Annotated in this window: 30 protein-coding genes and 1 tRNA gene; 9 read left to right on the top strand and 22 right to left on the bottom strand. The window is 72.1% G+C overall.

Annotation, left to right across the window (positions count from 1 at the left end; translation table 11 throughout):
* Window positions 1-148: 148 nt before the first annotated feature.
* Window positions 149-1,015, bottom strand: coding sequence for a mechanosensitive ion channel family protein (locus tag FHP29_RS16830; protein WP_139624030.1), 867 nt, complete (start codon window positions 1,013-1,015; stop codon window positions 149-151).
* Window positions 1,016-1,122: 107 nt separating this feature from the next.
* Between FHP29_RS16830 and FHP29_RS16825 the strand changes: the two genes are divergently transcribed.
* On the top strand, window positions 1,123-1,548 hold the full coding sequence (locus FHP29_RS16825; RefSeq protein ID WP_139624029.1) for an SRPBCC domain-containing protein: 426 nt from the start codon (window positions 1,123-1,125) through the stop codon (window positions 1,546-1,548).
* A gap of 23 nt (window positions 1,549-1,571) precedes the next feature.
* Here the strand turns inward: FHP29_RS16825 and FHP29_RS16820 are convergent, their stop codons facing one another.
* The 8 genes from FHP29_RS16820 to FHP29_RS16790 form a co-directional block, all read right to left on the bottom strand.
* A complete protein-coding gene (locus FHP29_RS16820; protein ID WP_139624028.1) occupies window positions 1,572-2,552 on the bottom strand; it encodes a helix-turn-helix transcriptional regulator in 981 nt (326 codons plus the stop codon).
* Window positions 2,549-3,478, bottom strand: coding sequence for a WYL domain-containing protein (locus FHP29_RS16815; RefSeq protein ID WP_139624027.1), 930 nt, complete (start codon window positions 3,476-3,478; stop codon window positions 2,549-2,551). The genes FHP29_RS16820 and FHP29_RS16815 overlap by 4 nt, the downstream gene beginning before the upstream one ends.
* 75 nt (window positions 3,479-3,553) lie before the next feature.
* Window positions 3,554-3,877: a GroES family chaperonin gene (locus FHP29_RS16810; protein WP_275669455.1), complete on the bottom strand. Its 324-nt coding sequence runs from the start codon at window positions 3,875-3,877 to the stop codon at window positions 3,554-3,556.
* Between the two features lie 26 nt (window positions 3,878-3,903).
* Window positions 3,904-4,152: a DUF3618 domain-containing protein gene (locus tag FHP29_RS16805; protein ID WP_139624026.1), complete on the bottom strand. Its 249-nt coding sequence runs from the start codon at window positions 4,150-4,152 to the stop codon at window positions 3,904-3,906.
* The gene (locus tag FHP29_RS16800; protein WP_139624025.1) at window positions 4,149-4,919 is read right to left on the bottom strand and encodes an energy-coupling factor ABC transporter ATP-binding protein; all 771 of its coding nucleotides are present in this window, start codon (window positions 4,917-4,919) and stop codon (window positions 4,149-4,151) included. The genes FHP29_RS16805 and FHP29_RS16800 overlap by 4 nt, the downstream gene beginning before the upstream one ends.
* On the bottom strand, window positions 4,916-5,560 hold the full coding sequence (gene cbiQ, locus FHP29_RS16795) for a cobalt ECF transporter T component CbiQ (RefSeq protein ID WP_240044558.1): 645 nt from the start codon (window positions 5,558-5,560) through the stop codon (window positions 4,916-4,918). Before cbiQ ends, FHP29_RS16800 begins: the two co-directional genes overlap by 4 nt.
* Before the next feature lie 52 nt (window positions 5,561-5,612).
* Complete coding sequence (locus FHP29_RS22070) at window positions 5,613-5,912, bottom strand: PDGLE domain-containing protein (RefSeq protein WP_192904037.1); 300 nt, start codon at window positions 5,910-5,912, stop codon at window positions 5,613-5,615.
* Window positions 5,909-6,604: an energy-coupling factor ABC transporter permease gene (locus FHP29_RS16790; RefSeq protein ID WP_192904036.1), complete on the bottom strand. Its 696-nt coding sequence runs from the start codon at window positions 6,602-6,604 to the stop codon at window positions 5,909-5,911. Before FHP29_RS16790 ends, FHP29_RS22070 begins: the two co-directional genes overlap by 4 nt.
* A 131-nt stretch (window positions 6,605-6,735) precedes the next feature.
* On the opposite strand from FHP29_RS16790, the gene bcp reads away from it, so the two are divergent.
* Window positions 6,736-7,230 (top strand): thioredoxin-dependent thiol peroxidase, encoded by a 495-nt coding sequence (bcp, locus tag FHP29_RS16785; RefSeq protein ID WP_139624023.1) that lies wholly within the window; start codon window positions 6,736-6,738, stop codon window positions 7,228-7,230.
* A 34-nt stretch (window positions 7,231-7,264) separates the two neighbouring features.
* On the top strand, window positions 7,265-8,479 hold the full coding sequence (locus FHP29_RS21820) for a hypothetical protein (protein ID WP_158296610.1): 1,215 nt from the start codon (window positions 7,265-7,267) through the stop codon (window positions 8,477-8,479).
* 35 nt (window positions 8,480-8,514) lie between these two features.
* Here the strand turns inward: FHP29_RS21820 and FHP29_RS16775 are convergent, their stop codons facing one another.
* Window positions 8,515-9,741, bottom strand: coding sequence for an amidohydrolase (locus FHP29_RS16775; RefSeq protein ID WP_139624022.1), 1,227 nt, complete (start codon window positions 9,739-9,741; stop codon window positions 8,515-8,517).
* 62 nt (window positions 9,742-9,803) lie between these two features.
* Here FHP29_RS16775 and FHP29_RS16770 point away from each other — a divergent pair.
* A tRNA-Leu gene (locus FHP29_RS16770) sits at window positions 9,804-9,878 on the top strand.
* An 18-nt stretch (window positions 9,879-9,896) separates the two neighbouring features.
* Here the strand turns inward: FHP29_RS16770 and rdgB are convergent.
* From rdgB to FHP29_RS16750, 4 genes are read right to left on the bottom strand one after another with little or no spacing between them, the layout of a single operon-like run.
* Window positions 9,897-10,526: an RdgB/HAM1 family non-canonical purine NTP pyrophosphatase gene (gene rdgB, locus FHP29_RS16765; protein ID WP_275669454.1), complete on the bottom strand. Its 630-nt coding sequence runs from the start codon at window positions 10,524-10,526 to the stop codon at window positions 9,897-9,899.
* Window positions 10,519-11,229: a ribonuclease PH gene (gene rph / locus FHP29_RS16760; RefSeq protein WP_139624021.1), complete on the bottom strand. Its 711-nt coding sequence runs from the start codon at window positions 11,227-11,229 to the stop codon at window positions 10,519-10,521. The genes rdgB and rph overlap by 8 nt, the downstream gene beginning before the upstream one ends.
* A gap of 49 nt (window positions 11,230-11,278) precedes the next feature.
* Window positions 11,279-12,076: an ABC-2 transporter permease gene (locus tag FHP29_RS16755; protein ID WP_139624020.1), complete on the bottom strand. Its 798-nt coding sequence runs from the start codon at window positions 12,074-12,076 to the stop codon at window positions 11,279-11,281.
* Window positions 12,073-13,011: an ABC transporter ATP-binding protein gene (locus FHP29_RS16750; protein ID WP_139624019.1), complete on the bottom strand. Its 939-nt coding sequence runs from the start codon at window positions 13,009-13,011 to the stop codon at window positions 12,073-12,075. Before FHP29_RS16750 ends, FHP29_RS16755 begins: the two co-directional genes overlap by 4 nt.
* A gap of 129 nt (window positions 13,012-13,140) precedes the next feature.
* On the opposite strand from FHP29_RS16750, the gene FHP29_RS16745 reads away from it, so the two are divergent.
* Window positions 13,141-14,352 carry a sensor histidine kinase gene (locus FHP29_RS16745; RefSeq protein ID WP_139624018.1) on the top strand — a complete coding sequence of 404 codons (1,212 nt, stop codon included), beginning with the start codon at window positions 13,141-13,143 and terminating at the stop codon, window positions 14,350-14,352.
* The gene (locus FHP29_RS16740) at window positions 14,349-15,020 is read left to right on the top strand and encodes a response regulator (protein ID WP_139624017.1); all 672 of its coding nucleotides are present in this window, start codon (window positions 14,349-14,351) and stop codon (window positions 15,018-15,020) included. Before FHP29_RS16745 ends, FHP29_RS16740 begins: the two co-directional genes overlap by 4 nt.
* A 73-nt stretch (window positions 15,021-15,093) precedes the next feature.
* Here FHP29_RS16740 and FHP29_RS16735 read toward each other — a convergent pair whose 3' ends face one another.
* Complete coding sequence (locus FHP29_RS16735) at window positions 15,094-15,684, bottom strand: M15 family metallopeptidase (protein ID WP_139624016.1); 591 nt, start codon at window positions 15,682-15,684, stop codon at window positions 15,094-15,096.
* Between the two features lie 91 nt (window positions 15,685-15,775).
* On the opposite strand from FHP29_RS16735, the gene FHP29_RS16730 reads away from it, so the two are divergent.
* Window positions 15,776-16,447: a response regulator transcription factor gene (locus tag FHP29_RS16730; protein ID WP_139624315.1), complete on the top strand. Its 672-nt coding sequence runs from the start codon at window positions 15,776-15,778 to the stop codon at window positions 16,445-16,447.
* 228 nt (window positions 16,448-16,675) lie between these two features.
* On the top strand, window positions 16,676-17,710 hold the full coding sequence (locus tag FHP29_RS16725; RefSeq protein ID WP_275669453.1) for a sensor histidine kinase: 1,035 nt from the start codon (window positions 16,676-16,678) through the stop codon (window positions 17,708-17,710).
* Here FHP29_RS16725 and FHP29_RS16720 read toward each other — a convergent pair.
* Window positions 17,707-18,531, bottom strand: a complete 825-nt coding sequence (locus FHP29_RS16720; protein ID WP_240044556.1) for an MBL fold metallo-hydrolase — start codon at window positions 18,529-18,531, stop codon at window positions 17,707-17,709. The two genes, FHP29_RS16725 and FHP29_RS16720, sit on opposite strands and share 4 nt — an antisense overlap.
* The gene (gene murI / locus FHP29_RS16715; RefSeq protein ID WP_139624014.1) at window positions 18,528-19,367 is read right to left on the bottom strand and encodes a glutamate racemase; all 840 of its coding nucleotides are present in this window, start codon (window positions 19,365-19,367) and stop codon (window positions 18,528-18,530) included. The genes FHP29_RS16720 and murI overlap by 4 nt, the downstream gene beginning before the upstream one ends.
* Window positions 19,368-19,457: 90 nt before the next feature.
* Here murI and FHP29_RS16710 point away from each other — a divergent pair, with 90 nt between their 5' ends.
* The gene (locus FHP29_RS16710; RefSeq protein ID WP_158296609.1) at window positions 19,458-20,492 is read left to right on the top strand and encodes an alkaline phosphatase family protein; all 1,035 of its coding nucleotides are present in this window, start codon (window positions 19,458-19,460) and stop codon (window positions 20,490-20,492) included.
* A 9-nt stretch (window positions 20,493-20,501) separates the two neighbouring features.
* On the opposite strand, the gene FHP29_RS16705 is transcribed toward FHP29_RS16710, so the two are convergent.
* From FHP29_RS16705 to FHP29_RS16685, 5 genes are all read right to left on the bottom strand, one after another.
* Window positions 20,502-21,344 (bottom strand): DUF3152 domain-containing protein, encoded by an 843-nt coding sequence (locus tag FHP29_RS16705; protein ID WP_158296608.1) that lies wholly within the window; start codon window positions 21,342-21,344, stop codon window positions 20,502-20,504.
* Window positions 21,345-21,351: 7 nt separating this feature from the next.
* Complete coding sequence (locus FHP29_RS16700; RefSeq protein WP_139624011.1) at window positions 21,352-22,329, bottom strand: PLP-dependent cysteine synthase family protein; 978 nt, start codon at window positions 22,327-22,329, stop codon at window positions 21,352-21,354.
* Complete coding sequence (locus FHP29_RS16695; RefSeq protein ID WP_139624010.1) at window positions 22,326-22,613, bottom strand: MoaD/ThiS family protein; 288 nt, start codon at window positions 22,611-22,613, stop codon at window positions 22,326-22,328. The genes FHP29_RS16700 and FHP29_RS16695 overlap by 4 nt, the downstream gene beginning before the upstream one ends.
* A gap of 1 nt (window position 22,614) precedes the next feature.
* Window positions 22,615-23,073: a M67 family metallopeptidase gene (locus tag FHP29_RS16690; protein WP_139624009.1), complete on the bottom strand. Its 459-nt coding sequence runs from the start codon at window positions 23,071-23,073 to the stop codon at window positions 22,615-22,617.
* Between the two features lie 150 nt (window positions 23,074-23,223).
* A partial coding sequence (locus FHP29_RS16685; protein WP_139624313.1) for an acyl-CoA desaturase occupies window positions 23,224-24,089 on the bottom strand: 866 nt, incomplete at its 5' end.

The following is a 24,089-nucleotide window of genomic DNA, read 5'->3' as shown; positions in this document are numbered from 1 at the left end:
GCGGGATCGATCGATCCCCTTCGCAGCCCGCGTCCTGAGCTGCACCACCCACTGTACGCCGTGGGTCCCAACCCTGACCCGCCACGACGCCCGGGCGGCTCCTGGTCGGAGCCCGCCCGGGCGTGGTGGTGAGGCGGTCGGCCGGTTCTCAGGCCTGGTGACGCCCGTCCCCGCCGTCCCAGCCGCCAGTGTCACCGGTGGGGGGAGCCGGGTACTGCTGGGTCGACGTGGCGGTGCTGTACGCCGTGGGGCGCTCGGCGGGCGGCGGAGCCGTCTGCTGACCCGCCGTGGCGCTGTGGCCGTGGAGCTGCTCCTCGGCACGGGCCTTGCCGGTCTGGATGTCACGCTTGACCTGGGCCGACTGCTCGCGACCCTTGGCGTAGGCGTCCTCCAGCATGCGCTGGGCGACCGAGCGGCCGCCGAGCCCGAAGGCGAGGGCCAGGCCGAGCGCCAGCGCACCCATGGTCGCGGCGAACGCGATCCGCACGATCTCGGGCGCGATCTGCAGCTGCTCGAGGATCATGAACAGCGCGACGACCATGACGACCGCAGGCAGCACGGTCGCGACGATCTTGCCGGTCGGCGTGTCCCCCATGATCCGCGTGATCCCCGCCGCGACGGCGCCCGAGATGAGCGCGGCCACCACGAAGATCGCGATCGCGACCACGATGTTGGGCAGGAAGGCGAGGACCTGGTTCATGAAGGTGGTCAGCGCCGGGATCTGCAGGGCGCTCACGGCGGCCACGGCGAAGAACAGGAAGATGAACCAGAAGACGACGCGGGAGACCGCGCCGGAGACCTTCACGCCTGGCATCACCTTGTCGACGTAGGTGTGCGCGCTGGATCGCTGGAGATGGTGGTCCACCCCGGTCATCTCGAGCCCCTTGCGCACAGCGACCTGTACCACCTTGGCCACGATGAAGCCGATGGCCAGCAGCACCAGGCAGCCCACGAGATTGGGCAGGAATCCGAAGAACCTGTCCGCTGCAGTCTGGAGACTGTTTCCGATATCCATGACGCCTTCCCCCTTTAGGTGTGATGTCACGTCATAGGAACCCGGTACCACCGCTCGGCCGGAGCACACGGGTGCGTAGCCGGAACGGCGCCGGGTACCGCCCTCGCATGACCGAGCAGAGTGCAACCGCAGACGTCCGGATCTCCGCCTCCCCGAGCCAGGTGTGGCAGGCGCTGACCGATCCCGAGCAGATCCGCGAGTACTTCTTCGGTGCCCGGGTCGACACCTCCTGGGAGCCGGGATCGCCGATCACCTGGCGAGGCGAGTACGACGGCCGCCCGTTCGAGGACAAGGGCGAGGTGCTCGAGGTCGAGCCCGAGCAGCGGCTGGTGATGACCCACTACAGCCCGCTGACCGGCCGCCCCGACACGCCCGAGAACTACCACCGGCTCACCTGGTCGCTCCGCGACGACGGCGACCGCACCGAGGTGCAGGTCGACCAGTCGCTGACGGACGGCGAGACGGAGGGGTCCGCGCAGGAGAACTGGTCCAACGTGCTGCGCCAGCTCAAGGAGCACGTCGAGAGGGGCTGACCCCCGGCGGGCGGACCGAGTCGCTACGTGGCGTGGTGGAGCAGCAGCTCCTCGGCGAGGACGACGCCGGCGGTGTCGAGCTCCGGCGGGTCGAGGACCGTCGCGGTCGGCCCGGCCGTGACCAGCAGGCGGCCGACCCGGTCCTCGACCGGCGGCAGCAGCTCGAGGTCGACCACGACATCGCGCTCGTCGTCCTCGACGAGCGTCACCTGCTCGGCGTAGAAGTCCGCGACCCAGCGCGACTCCTGGGGCAGCAGCACCCGGACCCGGGTCGTGGCGCGCTGGCCGGCCAGCAGCTCAGCGACGTCCTCGGGGACGACGAAGGGGCGCTCGAGCAGCTCGACCGAGCGGATGTTGGAGAGCAGGTAGGTCCGGATCCGTCCCTGCTCGTCGACCGGCCCGGCGTCGACCTCCCAGCCCCGCCGGGTCTGCACCAGGCGGTAGGGCTCGATGTCGCGCTCGGTGACGCCGGGATCCCACGCGCGGGAGTAGACGATCCGCACGACGCTGCGCTCGTCCAGGGCCCGGCGCAGCTGCGGCAGCAGCCCGTCGGAGACCGTCCGCGGCGCGTCGCCGGCCGCGGCCTGGCCGAACATGGTGCGCGCGAGCACGTCCAGGGCCGCGGCGAGCTCTGCGTTGTCGGGCTCGATCTCGAGCAGGGCCTGGGCGGCGGCATGGACGCGGGCGAGCTCGCCGGCGTCGACGTACTCGACGCCGAGGTCGATCGGGCTCTCGGACACGAGCCGCACGATGTCGGCGGTCCCGGGGTCCTCGGTGCTGCCGTCGGGGCCGAGGAACTCCAGCACCTCGGGCCGCGAGAGACCCCACACGCCGCCCACATCGGCGGTGTAGAAGGCCAGGAGGTCCTCGCGGAGCTCGGCGACGGTGGTGTCGAACGCGGCGGCGAGGTCGCGCAGCGCGAGGCCGTCCGGACTGGCGGCGAGGCGGGCGAAGACCTCGGGCAGCCGGGCGATCCGGCTGACGTACCTCGGCACGGTGGTCATGACGCCGCCTCTCCCCCGCGCGCGGCCGCGAGGAACGCGATGAGCTCCGCGCGCGCCTCCGGCGGCCCCTCGACGCGGACCCGGTCGTCGAGCTCGACCAGGCGCGCGTGCAGCGCGGAGCGGTGGGTGACGCGGTAGCGCAGCAGCACGTCGTCGCCGTCGGGCTCGACGTCGAGCGGCTCACCCAGCCAGCGGCGTACGTCGGGCTCGAAGCCGGCCCGCGCGCGCAGGGTGACCTCGACCGGCGGGTCGATCTCCCACGACATCGGGTGCAGGGCGGTGTGGCGCACCTGCGGCAGCGGACGGGCGCTGCGCGGCTCGTCGGCCTCGACGTCGCTCATCCGCGACACGACGAAGGTCTTGACGACCGGCTCGGCCGGCTGCGCAGTGCCGTCAGGCTCGGCGAGGTCGGCGTCCTCGACGGCGCGGAGGTACCACACGCTGTTCTGGCTGCGGACCGACTCGGGGTGGACGACGCGCGCGACACCCTTGTAGCCGAAGCGGAGCACCTGCTGCTCGCGCACCGCGTCGATCACCTGCTGCAACGCCTCGGGGGCGGCGGTCCGGACCGCCGCGGACACGCCCGAGGAGGGCGCCGCGGCGCCGTCGCCCACGAGCCCGAGGCGCTGGACGAGGTCACCGCCGTCGGCGAGCAGCACCGCGCGCCGCAGAGCGGCCTGCTGGTCGAGGGAGAGGCGCACCCGCAGGCGGTTGTCGACGGTCGTCATCCGGTAGACGGCCGTCTCCCCGGGCGGGGCGATGTTCTCGATGCGCCAGCCCTGGTTCTCGAGGTGGCGGATGTCGCGCTTGAGCTGGTCGTGGCCGGGCGTGTCGGGGAACCCGGCGATCCGGTTGAGCCGGTCGGCGTCGACCCCGGCCTGCGGATAGGCCTGCAGCGTGGCGGCGATGCGCACCAGCCGCTCCATGGGTCCCCGCTGGTCCCGTCCCGGGGCGTTGGCCACCGCTGTCCTCCCTCCGCCGGTGCTCCGCCGGCCGTGGCCCTACAGGTAGAGGCCGGCGGCCTCGTCGCCGAGGCGCTCGGCTGCGACGGCGTGGATGTCACGCTCGCGCATGACGACGTACACCTCGCCGGAGACCTCGACCTCGGCCTTGTCGTCCGGGTCGTAGAGCACCTTGTCGCCGGTCACCACCGAGCGGCAGTGCGGCCCGACGGCGACCACCCTCGACCAGGCGAGCCGGCGGGCGCCCATCGCGGCGGTCGCGGGGATCACGATGCCACCGGAGGACCGGCGCTCCCCGGCCTCGGCGTCGGCCTCGCACAGGATGCGGTCGTGCAGCATCTTGATGGGGGTCTTGTCGGACACGGGAGCGTTCAACCTCGGGGCAGGACTCAGTGGGTGATCTTGCGCAGGACGACGAAGAGCGCGATCACGCCGACGACGCCGCCGACCGTCTTGAGGATGTTGTCGGTGCGCGGCTCACCGGTCGCGGCGTCGACGTAGTGCGCCTTCACCTGGGCGACCTCGCGGCCGATGATGGTCTTGGGGTGCGAGCGGTACAGCAGCTGGTCGATCGTGCCCGCGAGGCGCTCACGGGCCTCCTCGATCTCGCGCTCGATGTCAGAGGGAGTCTCACTCACCCGGGCAGGCTATCAACCGGGACCGCACGCGGGTCGAAGCCCCAGGGGAGTTCCAGCCGGTGGGCATGCATGAGGGCGTCGTCGGTGAGCACGCCGTACGTCGTCCCGTCGGCCACCACGCGGCCGTCGCTGAGCACCACGGAGCGGGAGCACAGCTCGAGCGCGTAGGGCAGGTCGTGGGTGACCATCAGGAGGGTGACGTCGAGGCCGCGCAGGATGTCGGCCAGCTCGCGACGCGACGCCGGGTCGAGGTTGGAGCTCGGCTCGTCGAGCACGAGGATCTCCGGCTCCATGGCCAGCACGGTCGCGACCGCCACCCGGCGGCGCTGCCCGAAGGAGAGGTGGTGGGGCGGCCGGTCGGCGAAGTCGGCCATGCCGACCCGGTCGAGCGCGTCCATCACCCGCTGCTCCAGGGCCGCGCCCCTGAGTCCCAGGTTGGCGGGCCCGAAGGCGACGTCGGCGCGCACGGAGCCCATGAAGAGCTGGTCGTCGGGGTCCTGGAAGACGATGCCGACCCGGCGGCGGATCTCGAGCAGGTTCTTCTTGGTCACCGGCAGCCCGCTCACGCTGACGCTGCCCTCGCCGTGCCCGGTCTCGCCCGAGAGGATGCCGTTGAGGTGGAGCACGAGGGTGGTCTTGCCGGCGCCGTTGGGCCCGAGGAGGGCGACCCGCTCACCCCGGTGGACGTGCAGGTCGACGCCGAAGAGCGCCTGGTGGCCGTCGGGATAGGCGAAGGCGAGGTCGCGGACGTCGAGGACGGGCGTCATCGCGCGTCTCCGGGCAGCCGGCCGTCGTACCCGCGGGAGAGCATCGCGAGGTGGACCCGCTCCCCCCGCTCGTAGGAGCGCACGAACAGGGCGCCGAGCGTGCGCGCGAGCGCGGGCCAGTGACGCGGCGAGCGCGGGTCGACGCCGCGCGAGCGCATCGCGGTGATCATCCGGCCCAGGTCGCCGGTGACCACGTCGAGGTAGCGGATCATGAAGCCCATGATCTGCACCAGCAGGTCGGGCAGCCGCAGCCGCTGCAGCCCGCGGAGCACGTCGGTGGGCTCGGTGGTCGCGGCGAGCGTCAGCGAGGCCAGCACGCCGAGGGTGCCCTTGGCGACCAGGCCCCAGGCCGCCAGCAGGCCCGACTCCGAGACCGAGACGTCCCAGGCGCCGAGGGGTACGACGACGCGCGGGCCCTCGGCGACGAAGGGCATCAGCGCCGCGAACAGCAGGAACGGGACCTCGACCACCATCCGCGGCAGCAGGTAGGTCAGCGGGACCCGGGCCAGCAGGACCACGCCGAGGAGGAGGGCGAGGTAGCCGGCGAAGACGGGATACCACTCGCGCGGGGTCGCGACGACCGTGAGCACGAAGGCCAGCAGGAGGAGGATCTTCAAGTGGGCCGGCGCCCGGTGGACCACGGAGTGAGCGTGGAAGTGCAGTCGGTGTCCGTGTCCGGCGCCCATCTCGTCGTCAGGCCCGGGTCTCGCGACGGCGAAGCGTCCAGAACAGTCCGCCGCCGATCAGGAGGGTGAGACCGACCCCGGCGACACCGGCGATGCCGCCGCTGAGCCGTTCGTCGTCGACGCCCGAGGTGCCGTAGTCGGCGAACGGGCTGCCGGTGTCGACCGGGTCCTTCGCGGTGTCGCCGAAGCCGGTCTCGCCGGCGACGTACTCGAGACCGTCGGGATGGCTGCTGGCGTAGTAGCTGCCGAAGCCGGCGAGGAGCAGGGCGACGAGGAGGCCGGCCAGCAGGAAGCGGCGGGTCGTCATGCCGCGACCTCCCCCACCGGCTCGGTGCGCAGCGAGGTGGGCCGGGCCAGGCCCCGGGCGCCGTGGACCAGGTCCGGCCGCGACGCGACGACCGCGCTGACGACCAGGCCGGTCACGACGGCCTCGCCGATCCCGATCACCGTATGCCAGCCCAGCATCGCGGCGAGCACCCTGTCGACGGCGACGTCGGCGGTGCCGCCGACCGCGAACAGCAGCGTGAAGACGCCCGCGGCGGCGGGCACGGAGACCAGCGCACCCAGCCCGGCGGCGGCGGGCACCGAGCCGACCTTGCGCGGCAGCACGGCCAGGGTGAGGCGGAAGACGGCGTACCCGACGAACACGCCGACCAGGCCCATGAGGGTGATGTTGGTGCCGAGGGCGGTGAGGCCGCCGTCGGCCATGAAGAGGGCTTGGACGAGGAGGACGACGCTGATGCACAGCGCCCCGGTCCACGGCCCGACGAGCACGGCGGCCAGCGCCCCGCCGAGGAGGTGGCCGCTGGTGCCGGCGCCGACGGGGAAGTTGATCATCTGGCCGGCGAAGACGAACGCGGCGACCAGGCCCGCCATGGGCGCGGTGCGGTCGTCGAGCTCGGCTCGCGCCTTGCGCAATGCGATCCCGACGCCGGCCGCGGCGACCACGCCGGTCGCCACGGAGGTCGGCGCGTCCAGGAAGCCGTCAGGGACGTGCATGAGGGGGCACCTGCCTCGATCCGGTGTTCGGACGGACCGCACCGGGGTAGTTAGATGGTCACGAGCACGACCCATCTTATTGCATAGCAGTTGCAACAGCACCTGCCCGTCAGGAGAGGTAGCCACCCCCGATGAGCGACCAGGCCAGGCTGTCCCCCGGTGACCGCGCCCCCGACTTCTCCCTCGCCTCCGACCAGGGCGACGAGGTCAACCTCTACGACCTCCTGCAGGAGGGTCGCAAGGTCATCGTCTACTTCTACCCGGCGGCGATGACGCCCGGCTGCACCAAGCAGGCGTGCGACTTCACCGACTCCCTCGACGCCCTCCAGGGCGCCGGCTACACGGTCGTCGGCATCTCCAAGGACACCACGACCAAGCTCGCCAAGTTCCGCGAGCGCGACGGCCTCACCATCACCCTGCTCGCCGACCCCGAGCTCGCGGTCCACCGGGCCTACGGCGCGTACGGCGAGAAGAAGCTCTACGGCAAGGTCGTCGAGGGCGTCATCCGCTCGACCTTCGTCGTCGACCCCGACGGCACCGTCGAGCTCGCCCAGTACAACGTCAAGGCGACCGGGCACGTCGCGAAGCTCCGCAAGGACCTGGGCCTCCCCGTCGCGCCCGCCTGACCCTTCCCGCACTGCCCGCACCCGAAGGACACCGATGAAGCTCCACCAGTCGCTCGCCGAGCTCGCCCGCGACCACGGCACCGCCCTCTTCGGCGACGCCACCGCGTTCCGCGGCTCGCTCGACGACTACCTCGACGAGGGGCAGGCGTCCAGCGGCACCATCAACCTGCTCACCGACGCGGTCCGGCTCGGCGCCCTCGACGGGCTCGTCACCATGCTCGACAGCGGAGCCGCCCCCGCCCACGCCGTCGAGTCGGCCGGACAGCGCCTGGCCCGCGACCGCGGCAGCGCCGACGTCCGCGGCTGCCAGTGGGCGATCGCGGTCCTCGGGTTCGCGCTCGGCAAGGTGCCCGAGTCGCTCGTCGACGGGCTCGACCCCGACGCCGGTACGGCGGCGCCGCCCGGCCACGGCCCCGGTGGGACCGCTCCCCTGCAGCCGCCGGTGACCTCGCCGATCCATCAGCCCGTCCAGCCCGTCCATCAGCCCGTCCATCAGCCCGGCCAGTCCGTCCATCAGCCCGGCCCCCCGTCGTACCCGGCGCCGGGCCAGGGCCCGTGGGTCCCGCCGCCGCCGCCGAGCAGGAAATCCAGCACCGGGTTCATCGTCGCCGCCATCGCCGTCGCCCTCGTGGTCGTCGTGGCCGGCATCATCGGCATCCTCGCCGTCGCGGGCAGCGACGACGAGAAGGCGGCCGACGACTCGTCGTCGAAGACCGCCGAGTCCACGGACGAGACGAGCGACGAGGCGAGCGACGAGGCCAGTGACGAGAGCAGCGCCGGCACCGATGCCAATGCCTTCGGCACCGGCTACGAGGCCCAGCTGCCCGAAGGCTGGAAGGACGGCACCGACGACTTCGTCGCCGACAACCCCGGCCTGACCACGCTCGACCGGGTCTTCATCTGGGGCGCGACCTTCAACACCGCGCGCGCCAACGTGATCGTCGAGACGCAGTCGGCCTACGGCAGCACCGACCCCGACGACCTGAAGGACGACTGGCAGACCGCGCTGACCGACGGCGACGACACCGCCTCCACCACCGAGATCGACGACACGACGATCGGCGGCGAGACGGCCCTCGGCGTGGACATCAGCCGCACCAACGAGGGCGGCGTCGAGGTCGCGCAGCGCTCCTATCTCGTGATCAGCGGCGACACGGCGTACTCGATCACCGTCTCGCTCAAGGACGGCGACGACGACGTGCTCACCGAGTTCGAGGAGATCCTCGGCAGCTGGCAGTGGACCGAGTGAGAGCAGGGTGAGAGCAGGGTGAGAGCTGCCCTGGCTCAGACGAGCCAGGACCGCGCCGCCGTCACCAGCGCCGCGACGCCCGACTCCAGCGTGGGGCCGGCGAGCGGGGCGAAGCGCGGCGAGTGGTTGGAGGGCAGATCAGCGACGACGTTGCCGATCTCCTCGGCGGTCGTAGCGCCCGCGAACGGCGCCGGGTCCGCGCCACCGAGCAGCCAGTAGGCGCACGGTGCGCCGGCGGCGGTGGCCAGGATGCCGACGTCCTCGCTCCCGGTCACCGGCCCGGGATCGACCACGAGCCAGCGGGACGCGGCGGCGAACGCCGTCCGGACCTGCTCGCAGGCCGCCGCGTCGTTGACGACGGGCGGGAAGGAGTCGCGCACCTCGATCGTGGGCTCCCGGGGGGCGCCGGCCGCGGCGGCCTCGGCCCGGGCCATCCTCTCCACCGCGGCCAGCACCTTCGCCCGCACCCGCTCGTCGGCGGTCCGGATGCTCAGCCCGAGCACCGCCGCGTCCGGGATGACGTTGGAGGCGACGCCCGCGTGGAAGGAGCCGACGGTGACGACGACCGTGTCGGTGGCCGCGACCTCGCGCGACACGACCGTCTGCAACCGCTGCACGAGCGCCGCACCCATCACGACCGGATCGACCGTCGCCTCCGGACGCGAGCCGTGACCGCCCACGCCGTGCATCGTGATCCGCAGGGTGTCGGACGCCGCGAAGGCCGGTCCGGACCGGACTCCGAGGACACCCACCGGGATCGGCGCCACGTGCTGCCCGAGCACGACGGCCGGCGTGCCGAATCGCTCGAACAGGCCGTCGTCGACCATCGCCCTCGCCCCGCTGCCGCCCTCCTCGTCGGGCTGGAAGACCAGCAGCAGCCGGCCCCGCCAACCGGCGTCGTCGGCCAGCGCGGCCGCCGCGCCGAGCAGGCAGGTGGTGTGCACGTCGTGTCCGCACGCGTGCATCACGGGGACCGTCTCGCCCTCGGCGTTGGTCGCCGTCGCCGTGCTGGAGTAGGGCAGGCCGGTCTCCTCGAGGACCGGCAGCGCGTCCATGTCGGCGCGCAGCAGGACCGTCGGCCCGCTGCCGCGCTCGAGCACGCCGACGACGCCGGTCCCGCCGACGCCGGTGGTGACGTCGTACCCGACGGCGCGCAGCTGCTCGGCCACGATCCCGGCCGTGCGGTGCTCCTGCCGGCCGAGCTCGGGGTGGCGGTGCAGGTCCTCGTAGATCGCGGTCAGGGCGCCCAGGTCGATGGCCATGCGACGATCCTGCCCGGGTCCACCCCGGGCGGCAATCGAACGGGGCCTAGGGTGTGGGCCGAGCGCCCGTAGCCCAACTGGCAGGAGGCATGCGGTTTAGGTCCGTACCAGTGTGAGTTCGAATCTCACCGGGCGCACACAGCCAGGTCGAGGCGTCAGGACAGCAGCTGCGCCACGAGCGGCGCGATCTCGCGCAGCGCCTTGCCGCGGTGCGAGATCGCGTCCTTGTCCTCGCGGGACAGCTCGGCGGTCGTCGGGCCGGGACGGTCGTCGGCGACGAAGAGGACGTCGTACCCGAAGCCGCCGCTGCCCCGCACCTCGCGGATGACCCGGCCGTCCATGCGGCCCTCGACCACGAGCTCGCGCCCGTCGGGGTGGACGAGGGCGACGGCGCACGCGAAGTGGGCGGTACGGCGCTCGTCCGGGACGTCGTGCAGCTGGGCGAGCAACAGCTCGTTGTTGCGCTCGTCCTGCCCCTCCTTCGAGCCCGGCGGCGGGCCGGACCAACGTGCCGACAGGACGCCGGGCATCCCGTTGAGCGCGTCGACGCACAGTCCCGAGTCGTCCGCCAGCGTGGGCAGACCGGTCGCCGCGACGCCCGCGCGGGCCTTGAGCAGCGCGTTGCCCTCGAAGGTCGGCTCGTCCTCGACCGGCTCGTCGTAGGCCGCCACGTCGTCGAGACCGACGACCGCGACGGCCGTCATGTGCTCGACGAGGATCCTGCGCATCTCCTCGAGCTTCTTGGCGTTGCGGGAGGCGACCAGCACGCGGGGCGCGTCAGGCACGGACGAGGGCCTCCTGCTGCAGCCGGGTCAGGTCGGCGCAGCCCTTCTCGGCGAGGGAGAGCAGCGCGTCGAGCTCGGCACGGTCGAAGGCGACGCCCTCGGCGGTGCCCTGGACCTCGACGTACTTCCCGTCGCCGGTCATCACGACGTTCATGTCGGTCTCGGCGCGGACGTCCTCGACGTAGGGCAGGTCCAGCCGGGGCACGCCGTCGATGATGCCGACGCTGACCGCGGCCACCGACCCGGTGAGGGCGGCGGGGACGTTGAGCTTCGCGCACGCGTCGGCGAGGGCGACGTACGCACCGGTGATGGCGGCGGTGCGGGTGCCGCCGTCGGCCTGGAGGACGTCGCAGTCGAGCTGGATGGTGTTCTCGCCCAGCGCCTTGTAGTCGATCACCGCGCGCAGCGAGCGGCCGATCAGCCGGCTGATCTCGTGGGTGCGCCCGCCGATGCGGCCCTTGACCGACTCGCGGTCCGAGCGGGTGTTGGTGGCGGCCGGGAGCATGGCGTACTCCGCGGTGACCCAGCCGAGGCCCGATCCCTTGCGCCAGCGCGGCACGCCCTCCGACGCCGAGGCCGCGCACAGCACGCGGGTCCGGCCGAACTCGACCAGGACCGAGCCCGCCGGGTGGTCGAGCCAGTTGCGGGTGATCCTGATCGGGCGCAGCTCGTCGTCGGCGCGGCCGTCCTCGCGGGTGCTCATGGGGAGCAACCTACCGACCGGCCGACGACGCGACCTCGGCGCTACCGGATCACTTGAACTCGATCCGCAGCAGCCGCAGGGTGCCCAGGACCAGCGGTACGACGAGCCACAGGGTCCCGGTGACGACGAGCTGGGCCCATTCCTCGCCCGACGGCTGGTAGTCACCGGTGAACAGAGGGGTCTGTGCGGTGTTGAACTCGATCCAGGGCGCGATCTTCTCGAACCCGGAGCTGAGAGCGCTGAGGATGCCGGCCGCGATGGGCAGGATCAGGCTGTAGACGAAGTAGGCGACGATGCCCGCCGGCGTGTTCATCAGCAGCATGGCGATGGCGAAGCCCACGAAGATGCCGATCAGGTTGGCCAGGACGAAGCCGTTGAACAGCAGACTGCCCTCGACGGACCACTCGGGGGTGGCGCCGGTCGCCGCCGCGACGGCGGTGAAGACCAGCGCGATGAGGAACGCCAGGACCATCACCGTCGCGGCGAGAGCGATGCCGGCCAGGAACTTGGCGGCGACGACACGGGAGCGCTGCGGTTCGAGGGTGAAGGTCACCAGCCCGTTGCGCTGGGACTGCTCGCCGGTGACCAGCATGATGATCAGGATCGGCAGGAAGTAGCCGAGGACCCCCCCGGCCACCTGCAGCATGTCCCCGAAGTTCTTCGCCGCGTCGGGTGCGGCGAGGGTGTAGATCAACAGGACGACCAGGACCAGGCCGACGATCGAGCTGGCGAACCAGAACCCGGCGCGGGTGTCGATCGCCTTGCGGATCTCGACACCGACCAGGCGGCTCAGCGGCGTCCGCGGAGTGCTGGAGACGTCGAGAGTGGGAGCGAGGGGGGTGTTCATGCGGGGAGACCTCCGGTGGTGGGGGCGGCGAGCCCGGCGACGGCCTCGCGGGCGTCGGCCGAGGTGAGCTCGAGGAAGAGGTCCTCCAGTCCGGCGCCGCCGGATCGGAGATCGGTCAGGACGACGCCGGCGCCGAGGGCGGTGCGACCGACCTGCTCGGGGCTGGCCTGCACGCGCAGGCCCGGACCGACCGGCTCGACCGCGTGCCCGGCATGGGTGAGGGCCGCGCCGAGCGCGGTGTTGTCGAGGGAGGTGACCAGGGTGACCGGGGTGCCGTTGGCGCCCGCGAGGAGCGACTCCCGGTCGCCGCGGGCGACGATCCTGCCCCTGCCGATCAGGATCATCTCGTCGGCGACCTGCTCGACCTCGTGCAGCAGGTGGCTGGACAGCAGCACCGTTCCGCCGCGGTCGGCGTACCCCTTGAGCAGGCCGCGCATCCAGCGGATACCGGCCGGGTCGAGGCCGTTGGCGGGCTCGTCGAGGATGAGGACCGACGGGTCTCCGAGCAGGGCGTGGGCGATGCCGAGGCGCTGCTTCATGCCGAGCGAGTAGTTGCGCAGCCGGCGCCCCGCCTCGTCGTCGTTGAGCCCGACGAGAGCGAGCATCTCGTCGACCCGGGTCTTCGGCAGGCCCATCGTCTGGGCGGCGATGGCGAGGATCTCGCGTCCCGTGCGGCCGACGTGCTGCGCGGACGCGTCCAGCAGGGTCCCGACGTGGCGGCCCGGGTTGGGGATGTCGTGGTAGCGCAGGCCGCCGATGGTGACCTCGCCGCGGGTGGGCAGGGTGAGGCCGACCATGACCCGCATCGTGGTGGTCTTCCCGGCACCGTTGGGTCCGAGGAAGCCGGTCACCCGGCCGGGTTGGCACACGAAGCTGACGTCGTCCACGGCGGTGAACGCGCCGTAGGTCTTGGTGAGTCGATCGACGGTGATCATGGCCCCAGCCTGCCCGACCGGGCGAAGCCGCACATCGAACGGACGTCGCGAGTCGCCCCGACCAAAGTAGGGATCGTCCCTGTCCCGGGGCCCTCCCCCCGCCGGCCGGCCGAGCCGTAGCCTCGAGTCATGGACCAGGCCGCGGACTACCAGCCGCGGCTGCGCTGGTACAGCCAGCTGTGGCGCTATCTCCTGGCCCTGGCGATCGGGCTCCTGGTGTGGTCGCCGGTGTTCGACGACCAGCTCGACCGGCAGCCGGTCCTGTTCTGGATCGACCTGGGTCTGGGTCTGGTCACCTTCGTGCTCGCCGCCTTCCGCCGGCGGTGGCCGCTCACCATCGCGGTGCTGTGCCTGCTCGCGGCGCCGTTCAGCTCGTTGTCGGCCGGACCGTCCACCCTCGCCGTGGTCTCCCTGGCCACGCGCCGCCAGTGGTGGCAGGTGATCGCCGTGGGCGTGCTCAACGTGACGCTGAGCGCCGCCTACTACGCCCTCCAGCCGATCGAGGACACCGATCCGTGGTGGCTGACCATGACGTTCACCGTCGCGGTCGCCACGGCCATGCTGGCGTGGGGCATGTTCATCGGCTCGCGCCGCGAGCTGATCTGGACCCTGCGCCAGCGCGCGGAGACGGCCGAGGCCGAGCGCGACCTGCGCGCCGTCCAGGCCCGGACCACCGAGCGCGCCCGGATCGCCCGCGAGATGCACGACGTGCTCGCCCACCGGATCTCCCAGATCTCGATGCACGCAGGCGCGCTGACCTTCCGCGAGGACCTCTCCGCCGATCAGATGCGCAGCAGCCTCGCCGTCATCCAGGCCAAGGCGCACGAGGCGCTCACCGACCTGCGCGAGGTGCTCGGCGTGCTCCGCGACGTCGACGGCAGCGACGCTGCCGGTCCCCTCACCGGTCCCCAGCCGACGTACGCCGACCTCACCGCGCTCGTGGCCGACGCCCGCGCCGCCGGCGCCACCATCGAGTACGACGACGTCCTGGTCGACGGCGGCGAGCTGCCCGATGTCGTGGGACGCACCGTCTACCGGATCGTGCAGGAGGGCATCACGAACGCCACCAAGCACGCGCCCGCGGCGACGCTGCGGATCCGGATCGGCGGCTCGCCGGACGACGGCGTCGAGGTGGTCCTGATGAACGCGGTCGGCTTCGGGCCCAGCCGAACCCCCGGCGCCGGGCTGGGACTGGTCGGCCTCACCGAACGGGCCGAGCTGCGCGGCGGCACGCTGTCCCACGGCATCGCTCACTCGAAGGCAGCGGGCGCGGTCGACCAGTTCCACCTGCGCGCCTGGCTACCGTGGGCGGCCGAGCCCGGCCACGAGGAGGCGTCATGACCGACCAGATCCGCGTCCTCGTCGTGGACGACGACCCGCTGGTGCGCTCCGCCCTGACCCTCATGCTCGGCGGCCAGGCCGACATCGCCGTCGTGGGCGAGGCCGCGGACGGCCGCGCGGGCATCGCCCTCGCGCGCGAGCTGAGGCCGGACGTGGTGCTGATGGACATCCGGATGCCCGTCCTCGACGGCCTCGCCGCCACCCGGATCCTCCACGCGGATCCGCAGCCGCCGCGGGTGATCGTGCTGACGACCTTCGACGCCGACGACTACGTGGTCGGGGCGCTCGCCGCCGGAGCCGACGGCTTCCTCCTCAAGGACACCGCTCCCCCGGACATCGTCGCCGCCCTCCGCAAGGTCGCCGACGGCGACCCGATGCTCTCGCCGTCGGTCACCCGCACCCTCATCGAACGGGTCCGCAGCGACACCGGCGACAGCCGCGCCGCCGACGCCCGCCGGCGCCTGGACCGCCTGACCGAACGGGAGCTCGAGGTCGCCGAAGCCGTCGGGCGTGGCCTGTCCAACGCCGAGATCGCGGCCGAGCTCCACCTGTCCGTCCCGACCGTCAAGGGGCATGTGTCGCGCCTGTTCGAGAAGCTGGGCACCACCAACCGGGTCCAGATCGCGCTGACGATCCGCGACGCGGCCGAGGAGCGAGGGCGCGGTTGAGAGCCGGGGGTCGAGGTGCGAGCCGCCCGCGGCCGAGCCGCGAAGCCACCGGCCACGCCGCGCTCGTCGTACCTCAACCGTCGGACCGCGCTGCGGCGTCGGCGTACCGGTCGGGGCAGCCGTCGGTGATGGCGGCGCGGCGCAGCTCGTAGTGCCACGGCTCGTTGTCGTAGATCCGGCACAGGCCGTAGGACGATCCGTGGACGGCCAGCCAGTCCGTGGCGCCGGGGCCGCCGACGTCGATCGCGTCGCCGGTGACGTGGCTGGACGCCGCCGGCGTGGCGACCCAGCGGGCGGCCTCCTCGCGCGAGCCGTACCTCCGGACGGCCTCGCGCAGCAGCCGCTCCTGCTCCTCGACCGAGCGCCAGCCGCTGTTGACACGCAGCTCGACGCCGTCGGCCGCGGCGTCCTCGGCGGCGCGCCGGAAGGCCGCGAGCAGGGCAGGGTCCAGGCGGGCGAGGGCGGGGTCGGTCTCGCCGGAGGACACCACCGAGGTCGACCGCGGGCTCTGGAGCTGGACGATGCCGATCAGGGTCACCGCGGTCAACGCCACGGCGGCGACAGCGGCGACGGTCGACGTCGCCACCTGGAAGCGCGCCGTGGTGCGGACCGTGGTGCGGGCCGTGGTGCCGTCGGGGGTGCGGGGGTGTGTGTTGGCGACCATGCACCCAGTCAAGGAAGGGTCGCGTTGCGGCGGCGTATCCGGTTTCGCATACGCCGGCGATATGCCTGTCCCCACTAGCATCGAGAACGCTATGCGCGTGCTGATCGTCGAGGACGAGCCCTTCCTGGCCGAGGCCATCCGCGACGGTCTGCGTCTCGAGGCGATCGCGGCGGACATCGCCGGCGACGGCGACACGGCCCTGGAGCTGTTGAGCGTCAACGGCTACGACATCGCCGTGCTCGACCGCGACATCCCCGGTCCGACGGGCGACGAGGTGGCGCGCCGGATCGTCGCGTCGGGCAGCGCTCTGCCCATCATCATGCTGACCGCCGCGGACCGGCTCGACGACAAGGCGTCCGGGTTCGAGCTGGGCGCCGACGACTACCTGACCAAGCCGTTCGAGCTGCGGGAGCTGGTGCTCCGGCTGCGTGCCCTGGACCGCAGGCGCGGCCATCACCGTCCTCCCGTGCGCGAGCTCGCCGGGTTGCGGGTCGACCCGTTCCGGCGCGAGGTCTACCGCGATGGTCGGTACGTCGCCCTCACCCGCAAGCAGTTCGCCGTCCTGGAGGTCCTCGTCGCCGCCGAGGGCGGCGTGGTGAGCGCCGAGGAGCTGTTGGAGCGCGCCTGGGACGAGAACGCCGACCCGTTCACCAACGCCGTGCGGATCACCGTCTCGGCCCTGCGCAAGCGGCTCGGGGAGCCGTGGGTGATCGCGACGGTGCCGGGCGTCGGCTACCGCATCGAGGGAGCCGACGGTGGATAGGGCGCCCGGGCTGAGCCTGAATCGACCGATTTGCCGCGTCGCGAGCGTGACCAGATGAGTGCGGCGCCAAGGCGTCCGGCGCGAAGCCGGACTGGGCGTCTGTCGAGCGTCGGCGACGCAGGCGACGCTCCATCTGGTGGCGCGCAGCAGCGGCAAATCGGTGGATTCAGGCTGAGCGTCCGGCTCAAGCTGACCCTCAGCTATGCGGGCTTCCTGATGGTCGCCGGCGTGCTGCTCCTGGCCGTCGTATGGGTGTTCCTGCTCCGGTACGTCCCGGAGAATCCGCAGTTCGTGTCAGCGGGGGGCGGCCGGCCGGGTCCCAACGTCCCGAGTCGCTCCGACCTGCAGGAGGCCTTCGTCCCGAAGGCGACGCTGGTGCTGGCCTTCCTGCTGATGTTCGGTCTCGTCGGAGGCTGGCTGCTGGCCGGGCGGATGCTCGCTCCGCTGGCCCGCATCACCGACGCGACCCGCCTGGCCGGACGCGGGTCCCTCGCGCACCGCATCCGCATGGACGGCCCGCGCGACGAGTTCCGCGAGCTGGCGGACGCCTTCGACACCATGCTCGGGCAGGTCGAGGCGCAGGTGGCCGAGCAGCAGCGGTTCGCCGCCAACGCCTCCCACGAGCTGCGGACCCCGCTCGCCGTGACGCAGACCCTGCTCGAGGTGGCGCGCAACGACCCGGACCACGACCAGCGGGAGCTCGTCGAGCGGCTGACGGTCGTCAACGGCCGCGCGATCGATCTGACCGAGGCGCTGCTCCTGCTCAGCCGGGCGGACCGGCGCTCCTTCGCCCGCGGACCGGTCGATCTGTCGCTGCTCGCGGAGGAGGCCGCGGAGACGCTGCTCCCCCTCGCCGAGAGGCGCGGAGTCGGCATCGGGACGACCGGCGACCCCGCGACCACGATCGGCTCCGACGCCCTGCTGCTGCAGATGACGACGAACCTCGTGCACAACGCGGTCGTCCACAACCTCCCCGGCGGCGGCTCGGTGTGGGTCGCCACCGCCGTCCGCGGCCACGACGCCGTCCTCACCGTCGAGAACACCGGCTCCGCGCTCGCGCCCCACCTGGTCGCCACCCTGGTCGAGCCCTTCCAGCGCGGCTCGGCGCGGATCCGCGGCGACCACTCCGGCGTCGGGCTCGGCCTGGCGATCGTCCGGAGCATCGTGGACGCCCACGACGGCACGTTGCACCTCGAGCCGCGCGCCGGGGGCGGGCTGCGGGTGACGGTGCACCTGCCGGTCGCCGCCGGGACGAACGGCTAGAGCACGTAGACGGTGCCCTGGGCAGCCAGCTCGGTCGGGCCGTCGTACGCCGACTCGGCCTCGGCGAAGATGGTCTGCGCGTCGTGCCACGGCGGCACGTGGGTGACCACCAGCCGCTTCACCGCCGCCTTGGTCGCCGCCTCGCCGGCCTCGGCGCCGGTGAGGTGGAGGCTCGGCGGGTTGTCGTCACAGGAGCGGAAGGACGCCTCGCACAGGAACAGGTCGGCGTCGGCGGCGATGTCGAGCAGCGCCGGCGTGGGCCCGGTGTCGCCGCTGTAGGCGAGGACCTTGCCGAAGGCGGAGATCCGCAGGCCGTACGCCGGGACGGGGTGGTCGACCTCGTAGGGCTCGATGCGGAACGGGCCGATCTCGATCGGCTCGTCGTACACACGGAAGGAGAACTCCTCCTTCATGCCCGGCTTGCGTGGCAGGTCGTAGGCCTTGGCGAGCCGCTTGGCGGTGCCCTTCGGGCCCCAGACGGGGATCTTCGGCTGAGAGCCGGTCGGGTGGTATTTGCGCAGCACGTAGTAGCTGGTCATGTCGACGCAGTGGTCGGCGTGCAGGTGGCTGATGAACACCGCGTCGACCTGCAGCGGATCGACGTAGCGCTGGAGGGCTCCGAGCGCGCCGTTGCCCATGTCGAGCACCAGGCTCCACGTGCGCAGCGCGTCGGTGGCCTGGACGAGATAGCAGCTCGCCGGCGAGTCGGGGCCCGGGTAGGACCCGGAGCAGCCGACGACCGTCACCTTCACCGAGCGCTCCGCGGGCGGGACCCGCAGGACCGTCGTCTCCGGCGCGATCTCACCGTTGTCCTCACTCATGCCAGACCCCCTGCGAACTGACCTGCCGCGACGAGCTCGGGTCCCAGGAACCGTCGCCCGATCGTCTCGAACTCCGCCGGGGACCCCGTCGTGGTGAAGGTGTACGACGGCTCGCCGGTCGGCCTCATCAGGCCCGTGTCGGCCAGCATCCGGTAGACGTCCTTGGCGCACTCCTCGGCGCTGCTGACCAGCGTGACGTCGTCGCCCATCACGTAGGAGATGACGCCGGTCAGCAGCGGGTAGTGGGTGCAGCCGAGGATCAGGGTGTCGATGCCGAGCTCGGTGAGCGGGTCGAGGTAGTCGTGGGCCACGGCGATGAGCTCGTCGCCGCCGGTCACCCCGGCCTCGACGAAGTCGACGAAGCGCGGACAGGCGCGTGTCGTCAGGGAGATCTGGGGGGCTGCGGCGAAGGCGTCGTCGTAGGCCATCGACTCGGCGGTGGCGCGGGTCGAGATGACGCCGATCCGGCCGTTGCGGGTGGCCGCGACGGCCCGCCGGGTGGCCGGGTAGATCACCTCGACCACCGGGACGTCGTATCGCTCGCGCGCGTCGCGGAGCATGGCGGCCGAGGCGGAGTTGCAGGCGATGACGAGCGCCTTGACGCCCTGGTCGACGAGGTGGTCGAGGCACTCGAGGGCGTACTCGCGCACCTCGCCGATCGGCTTGGGACCGTAGGGCTGGCGGGCGGTGTCGCCGACATAGGTGATCGACTCGTGCGGCAGCTGGTCGATCACCGACCGCGCCACGGTGAGGCCGCCGAAGCCCGAGTCGAAGATCCCGATCGGCGCATCGGGGTCGACACCGACGACACCGTCGGGATGGTTCGCCTGCCGCACCCGGTCAGACTACGGCGTCGGGGTGCCCGCCGTCGGCATTGCGGGACCGAGATCACGTCTCGCACCGGGGCGCGACGTAGGCTGCCTCGGGTGATCTCCCTGCGCCGTCCTGCTGCCCTGGCCGTTGCCGTCGCCGCCGCTCTCGCCGGCCTCGGACTCGCCGATCCTGGAACCGCGTCCGCCGAGCGCCCCGCCGCCGGCCGCGCCACGGTCAACGACAAGCACGTGATCGCCATCTCCGTGGACGGCCTGAACCCGCGGGCGCTGAAGAGGCTCGGCCGCACCGGCACGCCCAACCTGCACCGCATCATCAAGGACGAGGGCGCCGGGACGGTCGACGCCCGCACCCAGCTCGAGATGACCGTGACCCTCCCCAACCACACCAGCATGGTGACCGGGCGCCGGATCAAGGCGAGCAAGGGCGGCCACGGCGTCACCTGGAACGACGACAAGGTGACCAAGACGGTGCAGCAGGCCGCCGGCCGCGAGGTCGGGTCGGTGTTCACCGGGGTGCACGAGGCGGGCGGCACGACCGCGGTCTACGCCACGAAGTCGAAGTTCTGGCTCTTCGAGCGCTCGTGGCCCAAGGCCGTCGACAAGAACGTCATCGAGGTGGAGAGGAACGGCGCCGTCGTGAAGGCGCTGCTCGCCGACCTCGGGACCGCCCCCGCGTCGTTCTCGTTCCTCCACCTCGGCAAGCCGGACCAGGTCGGGCATCACGCCGGCTGGATGTCGGCGAAGTACCTGCGTGCGGTCGCCAAGATGGACAAGCTGATCGGGCGGGTGATGGCGCAGGTCGAGGCCACCCCGTCGCTGCGCGACAACACCGTGATCGTTCTCACCGCCGACCACGGCGGCATCCCCGGCACGAGGAACCACACGACCAGGACCCACCGCGACAACTACCGCGTCCCGTTCGCCTTCTGGGGCGCCGGAGTCACGCACGCCGAGCTCTACGCGCTCAACCCGGACCGCGCGAAGCCGGGCCGCGCCCGCCCCGGCTTCGGCGCCGCGCCCCAGCCGATCCGCAACGGCGAGGTCGCCAACGCCAGCCTCGACATCCTCGGCGTCGACCCCCTGCCGGACAGCCTGTGGAACAGCGCCCAGGACCTCGACTGGAAGTGAGACCCCGGCTCAGCGCCGGCCGAGCTCGCGCTCGGTCGGCCAGGGGTTGAGGCGGCACCCGCCGGTGCCCTTCGACTGCTGCATCATCACGGGCGCCAGCGCGCCGCGACGCGGGCACGACGCGTGCCCGTAGCCGAGCCAGTGGCCGGTCTCGTGGTTGACCACCATGTGCCGGTAGTCGCGCAGCGAGGCGCCGGCCCGGATCCAGGCCGGTGACGCGCCGCGCCAGCGATCGACGTTGATGACGACGTTGCGACCGACCCGGCAGGACCACTGCGCGCTGCACGCGCCGGAGAAGCCCGGCACCTGCCGGGCCTGGGCGAGCCACAGCGTGAACGCGCCGCCGTGGCGGACCCGCTTGAACCGCACTCCCCTCGCCCGCCAGCCGCGGGCGTCGTCGTAGGTCTCCTGGGCGAGGCGGCGGAACTCCCCGACGTCGGCGCCGCCGACGTGGCCGCGCACCCGCACGCTGTAGCGGACGGTACGGCGCACGCCGACCCGGTGCTTGATCCGGCCGACGGGCAGCTGGGTCGCCGTGTCGGCGTACCCGGTGGCGCCCACGACGATCGCGACGTCGAGGCGGTGACCGACGTCCGCGGGCGCGATCCGGTACCTGCGTCCCACCTCGCCCGGGATCGGCACGCCGTCGCGCAGCCACTGGTAGCCGATCCGCTCCGGAGCGGGCGACCAGGCGCCGGGGTCGACCTCGAGGGTGCGGCCGTACTTCCGCTTCCCGTCGTACGACGACGCCTGCACCTGGGTCAGCGGCGGCAGGTCCGCCGCGGCCTCCGCGGGGGCGGGGACCACGAGGCTCGCAGAGACGGCGATGAGCAGTCCGAGAAGTAGTCGCACCGCGCGATTATGCCCAGAGCTGGCCCTCGAGCCGGTCCTCGGCCTCGTCGATCGTGCCCTCGTAGGCGCCCGTGGAGAGGTACTTCCAGCCGGCGTCGGCCACCACGAACGCGATGTCGGCGGCCTCACCGGCCTTGACCGCCTTGGCGGCCTGGCCGAGCGCGGCATGCAGGATCGCGCCGGTGGAGATGCCGGCGAAGATGCCCTCGAGCTCGAGCAGCTCGCGCACGCGTCGTACGGCGTCGCGCGGGCCGACCGAGAAGCGGCTGTCGATCAGCTCGGCGTCGTACAGCTCGGGCACGAAGCCCTCGTCGAGGTTGCGCAGGCCGTAGACGAGCTCGCCGTAGCGCGGCTCGGCGGCGACGATCTTGACGTCCGGCTTGGCGCGGCGGAAGAAGCGGGAGACCCCCATGAGCGTGCCGGTGGTGCCGAGGCCGGCGACGAAGTGGGTGATCGAGGGCAGGTCCGCGAGCAGCTCGGGGCCGGTGCCCTCCTCGTGCGCGAGGGCGTTGGCGGCGTTGCCGTACTGGTAGAGCATCACCCAGTCGGGGTGCTCGGCGGCGACCTGCTTGGCGACCCGGACGGCCTCGTTGGACCCGCCGGCCGCGGGCGAGGAGATGATCTCGGCGCCCCACATCCGCAGCAGCTGGCGCCGCTCCTCGGAGGTGTTCTCCGGCATCACGAAGACGGTGCGGTAGCCCTTGAGCTTGGCGGCCATCGCGATGGAGATGCCGGTGTTGCCGGAGGTCGGCTCGAGGATCGTGCAGCCAGGACGCAGGATCCCGGCCTTCTCGGCCTCCTCGATCATCTTCAGGGCCGGGCGGTCCTTGATCGAGCCGGTCGGGTTGCGGTCCTCGAGCTTGGCCCAGATCCGGACCTGCGGGGCGCCCTCGCCACCGCTCGCGTTGAACGGGGCCGACAGTCGCGGCAGCCCCACCAGCGGCGTACCGCCGACGGAGGCGAGGAGGCTGTCGTAGCGGGTCACTGGCCGCCGGCGACGGCGGGCAGGATGACGACCTGGTCGCCGTCGGAGAGCTCGGCGTCGAGGCTGCCGATGAACCGGACGTCCTCGTCGTTGATGTAGACGTTGACGAAGCGGCGCAGCTCGATGCTGCCGTCCTTGTCCTCGACGAGCCGGTCCTTGATGCCGGGGTGGTTGGCCTCGAGCGAGTCGATGAGGGCGCTCAGGCTCGCACCCTCGGCGTCGACGGCCTTCTCACCACCCGTGTAGGTGCGCAGGATGGTCGGGATCCGGACCTCGATGGCCATGTCAGCTGCTCTCCTCTGCAGGGGCGACGGCGTCGGCACGGGTGCCAGCGACGGTGACCTCTTCCTCGGTCACGACGCCGTCGATGATTCTGTAGGACCTGAACTCCACGGGGCCCGGGTTATTCCCGTGCTCGCGCGTGCTGACCAGCACATAGTGCGCCCCGGGCTCGCTGGCCAGGTTGATGTCGGTGACGCTGGGGTACGCCTCGGTCGCGGAGTGCGAGTGGTAGATCACCACCGGCTCCTCGTCGCGCTCGTCCATCTGCCTGTAGAGCTGGAACAGGTCCGTCGAGTCGTACTCGTAGAACGTGGGGCTGCCGGCGGCGTTGACCATCTCGATCAGCCGCTCGGGCCGGTCGCTCCCGATCGGGCCCACGACCATCCCGCACGCCTCGACCGGGTGGTCCCGCTTGGCGTGCTCCACGATGGCGTCGTACGTCGCCTGGTCGATGCGCAACACGCGCTCAAGGGTAGGGCGTCGGCCGGGCCGCGCCGGACTCGGCCCGAGGCTCGGGATGGTGGCGTGCGCTGTCACACGTTGTTCGCGGCTGTGGCAGCCGGCGCGTCGCGCCCGACCGCACACGCACACCCACCCGGAGCCAAGTCGCGCTCAGCCGGCCGGCGTGACGGTCTTGGAGCGGATCCGCTCGGCGCTGGGCCAGCGGACGTCTCGGACCCAGCCGAGCTTCTCCAGCGCCCAGATGATCCGGGCGGAGGTGTCGAACTGGAAGCGCTTCACGCCGTGGCGCGCGGAGGTGGGGTCGGCGTGGTGGAGGTTGTGCCAGGACTCGCCGCCCGACGGGATCGCGAGCCACCACACGTTGCCGGAGAAGTCGCGCGAGGCGAACGGGCGCTCGCCGAGGGTGTGGCAGATGGAGTTGATCGACCAGGTGACGTGGTGGATCAGGCCGATGCGTACGACGGTGCCCCAGAAGAACGCGGTCAGCGCGCCCTGCCAGGACCAGGTGAGCAGGGCGCCGAGGACGGGCGGGAGGAGGATCGAGGTCAGCACCCACACCCAGAAGGTGCGCGAGATCCGGACCAGGTCGCGGTCCTTGGCGAGGTCGGGCGCGTACTTGTCGATCGGAGTCTGCTCGGGGTCGAACAGCCAGCCGACGTGGGCCCACACGAAGCCCTTGGTCAGCCCGCGCAGGCTGTTGCCGTAGCGCCAGGGCGAGTGGGGATCGCCGTCCTTGTCGGAGTACTTGTGGTGCTTGCGGTGGTCGGCCACCCACCGGATCACCGGACCCTCGATCGCCATCGAGCCGAGGATCGCCAGCGTGATCTTCACGGTCCGGTTGGGCTTGAAGGACTTGTGGGTGAAGAGACGGTGGTAGCCGACGGTCACGCCGTGCAGGGTCAGGCCGTACATCACGAACGTGATGACGACGTCGCTCCACCCCAGCCACCCGCCCCACGCCACGGGGATCGCGGCGAGGAAGGCGACGAACGGGACGGCGATGAACAGGCCCAGGG

The sequence above is a fragment of the Nocardioides albidus genome, from assembly GCF_006335005.1.
Lineage (GTDB): Bacteria > Actinomycetota > Actinomycetes > Propionibacteriales > Nocardioidaceae > Nocardioides > Nocardioides albidus.
Note: the sequence above shows the minus strand (reverse complement) of the source record. Positions and strands in the feature narration are given on the sequence as shown.

Excerpts from the sequence above, each read along its gene's own strand:
- FHP29_RS22070 (WP_192904037.1), bottom strand. The coding sequence starts at position 5,912 with ATGACGACCCGCCGCTTCCTGCTGGCCGGCCTCCTCGTCGCCCTGCTC.
- FHP29_RS16830 (WP_139624030.1), bottom strand. The coding sequence starts at position 1,015 with ATGGATATCGGAAACAGTCTCCAGACTGCAGCGGACAGGTTCTTCGGA.
- FHP29_RS16775 (WP_139624022.1), bottom strand. The coding sequence starts at position 9,741 with ATGGCCATCGACCTGGGCGCCCTGACCGCGATCTACGAGGACCTGCAC.
- FHP29_RS16755 (WP_139624020.1), bottom strand. The coding sequence starts at position 12,076 with ATGAACACCCCCCTCGCTCCCACTCTCGACGTCTCCAGCACTCCGCGG.
- FHP29_RS16735 (WP_139624016.1), bottom strand. The coding sequence starts at position 15,684 with ATGGTCGCCAACACACACCCCCGCACCCCCGACGGCACCACGGCCCGC.
- FHP29_RS16790 (WP_192904036.1), bottom strand. The coding sequence starts at position 6,604 with ATGCACGTCCCTGACGGCTTCCTGGACGCGCCGACCTCCGTGGCGACC.
- bcp (WP_139624023.1), top strand. The coding sequence starts at position 6,736 with ATGAGCGACCAGGCCAGGCTGTCCCCCGGTGACCGCGCCCCCGACTTC.
- FHP29_RS16750 (WP_139624019.1), bottom strand. The coding sequence starts at position 13,011 with ATGATCACCGTCGATCGACTCACCAAGACCTACGGCGCGTTCACCGCC.
- FHP29_RS16720 (WP_240044556.1), bottom strand. The coding sequence starts at position 18,531 with ATGAGTGAGGACAACGGTGAGATCGCGCCGGAGACGACGGTCCTGCGG.
- FHP29_RS16695 (WP_139624010.1), bottom strand. The coding sequence starts at position 22,613 with ATGGCCATCGAGGTCCGGATCCCGACCATCCTGCGCACCTACACGGGT.
- FHP29_RS16730 (WP_139624315.1), top strand. The coding sequence starts at position 15,776 with ATGCGCGTGCTGATCGTCGAGGACGAGCCCTTCCTGGCCGAGGCCATC.
- FHP29_RS16815 (WP_139624027.1), bottom strand. The coding sequence starts at position 3,478 with ATGGAGCGGCTGGTGCGCATCGCCGCCACGCTGCAGGCCTATCCGCAG.
- FHP29_RS16800 (WP_139624025.1), bottom strand. The coding sequence starts at position 4,919 with ATGACGCCCGTCCTCGACGTCCGCGACCTCGCCTTCGCCTATCCCGAC.
- FHP29_RS16820 (WP_139624028.1), bottom strand. The coding sequence starts at position 2,552 with ATGACCACCGTGCCGAGGTACGTCAGCCGGATCGCCCGGCTGCCCGAG.
- rph (WP_139624021.1), bottom strand. The coding sequence starts at position 11,229 with ATGAGCACCCGCGAGGACGGCCGCGCCGACGACGAGCTGCGCCCGATC.
- FHP29_RS16740 (WP_139624017.1), top strand. The coding sequence starts at position 14,349 with ATGACCGACCAGATCCGCGTCCTCGTCGTGGACGACGACCCGCTGGTG.
- FHP29_RS21820 (WP_158296610.1), top strand. The coding sequence starts at position 7,265 with ATGAAGCTCCACCAGTCGCTCGCCGAGCTCGCCCGCGACCACGGCACC.
- FHP29_RS16825 (WP_139624029.1), top strand. The coding sequence starts at position 1,123 with ATGACCGAGCAGAGTGCAACCGCAGACGTCCGGATCTCCGCCTCCCCG.
- FHP29_RS16745 (WP_139624018.1), top strand. The coding sequence starts at position 13,141 with ATGGACCAGGCCGCGGACTACCAGCCGCGGCTGCGCTGGTACAGCCAG.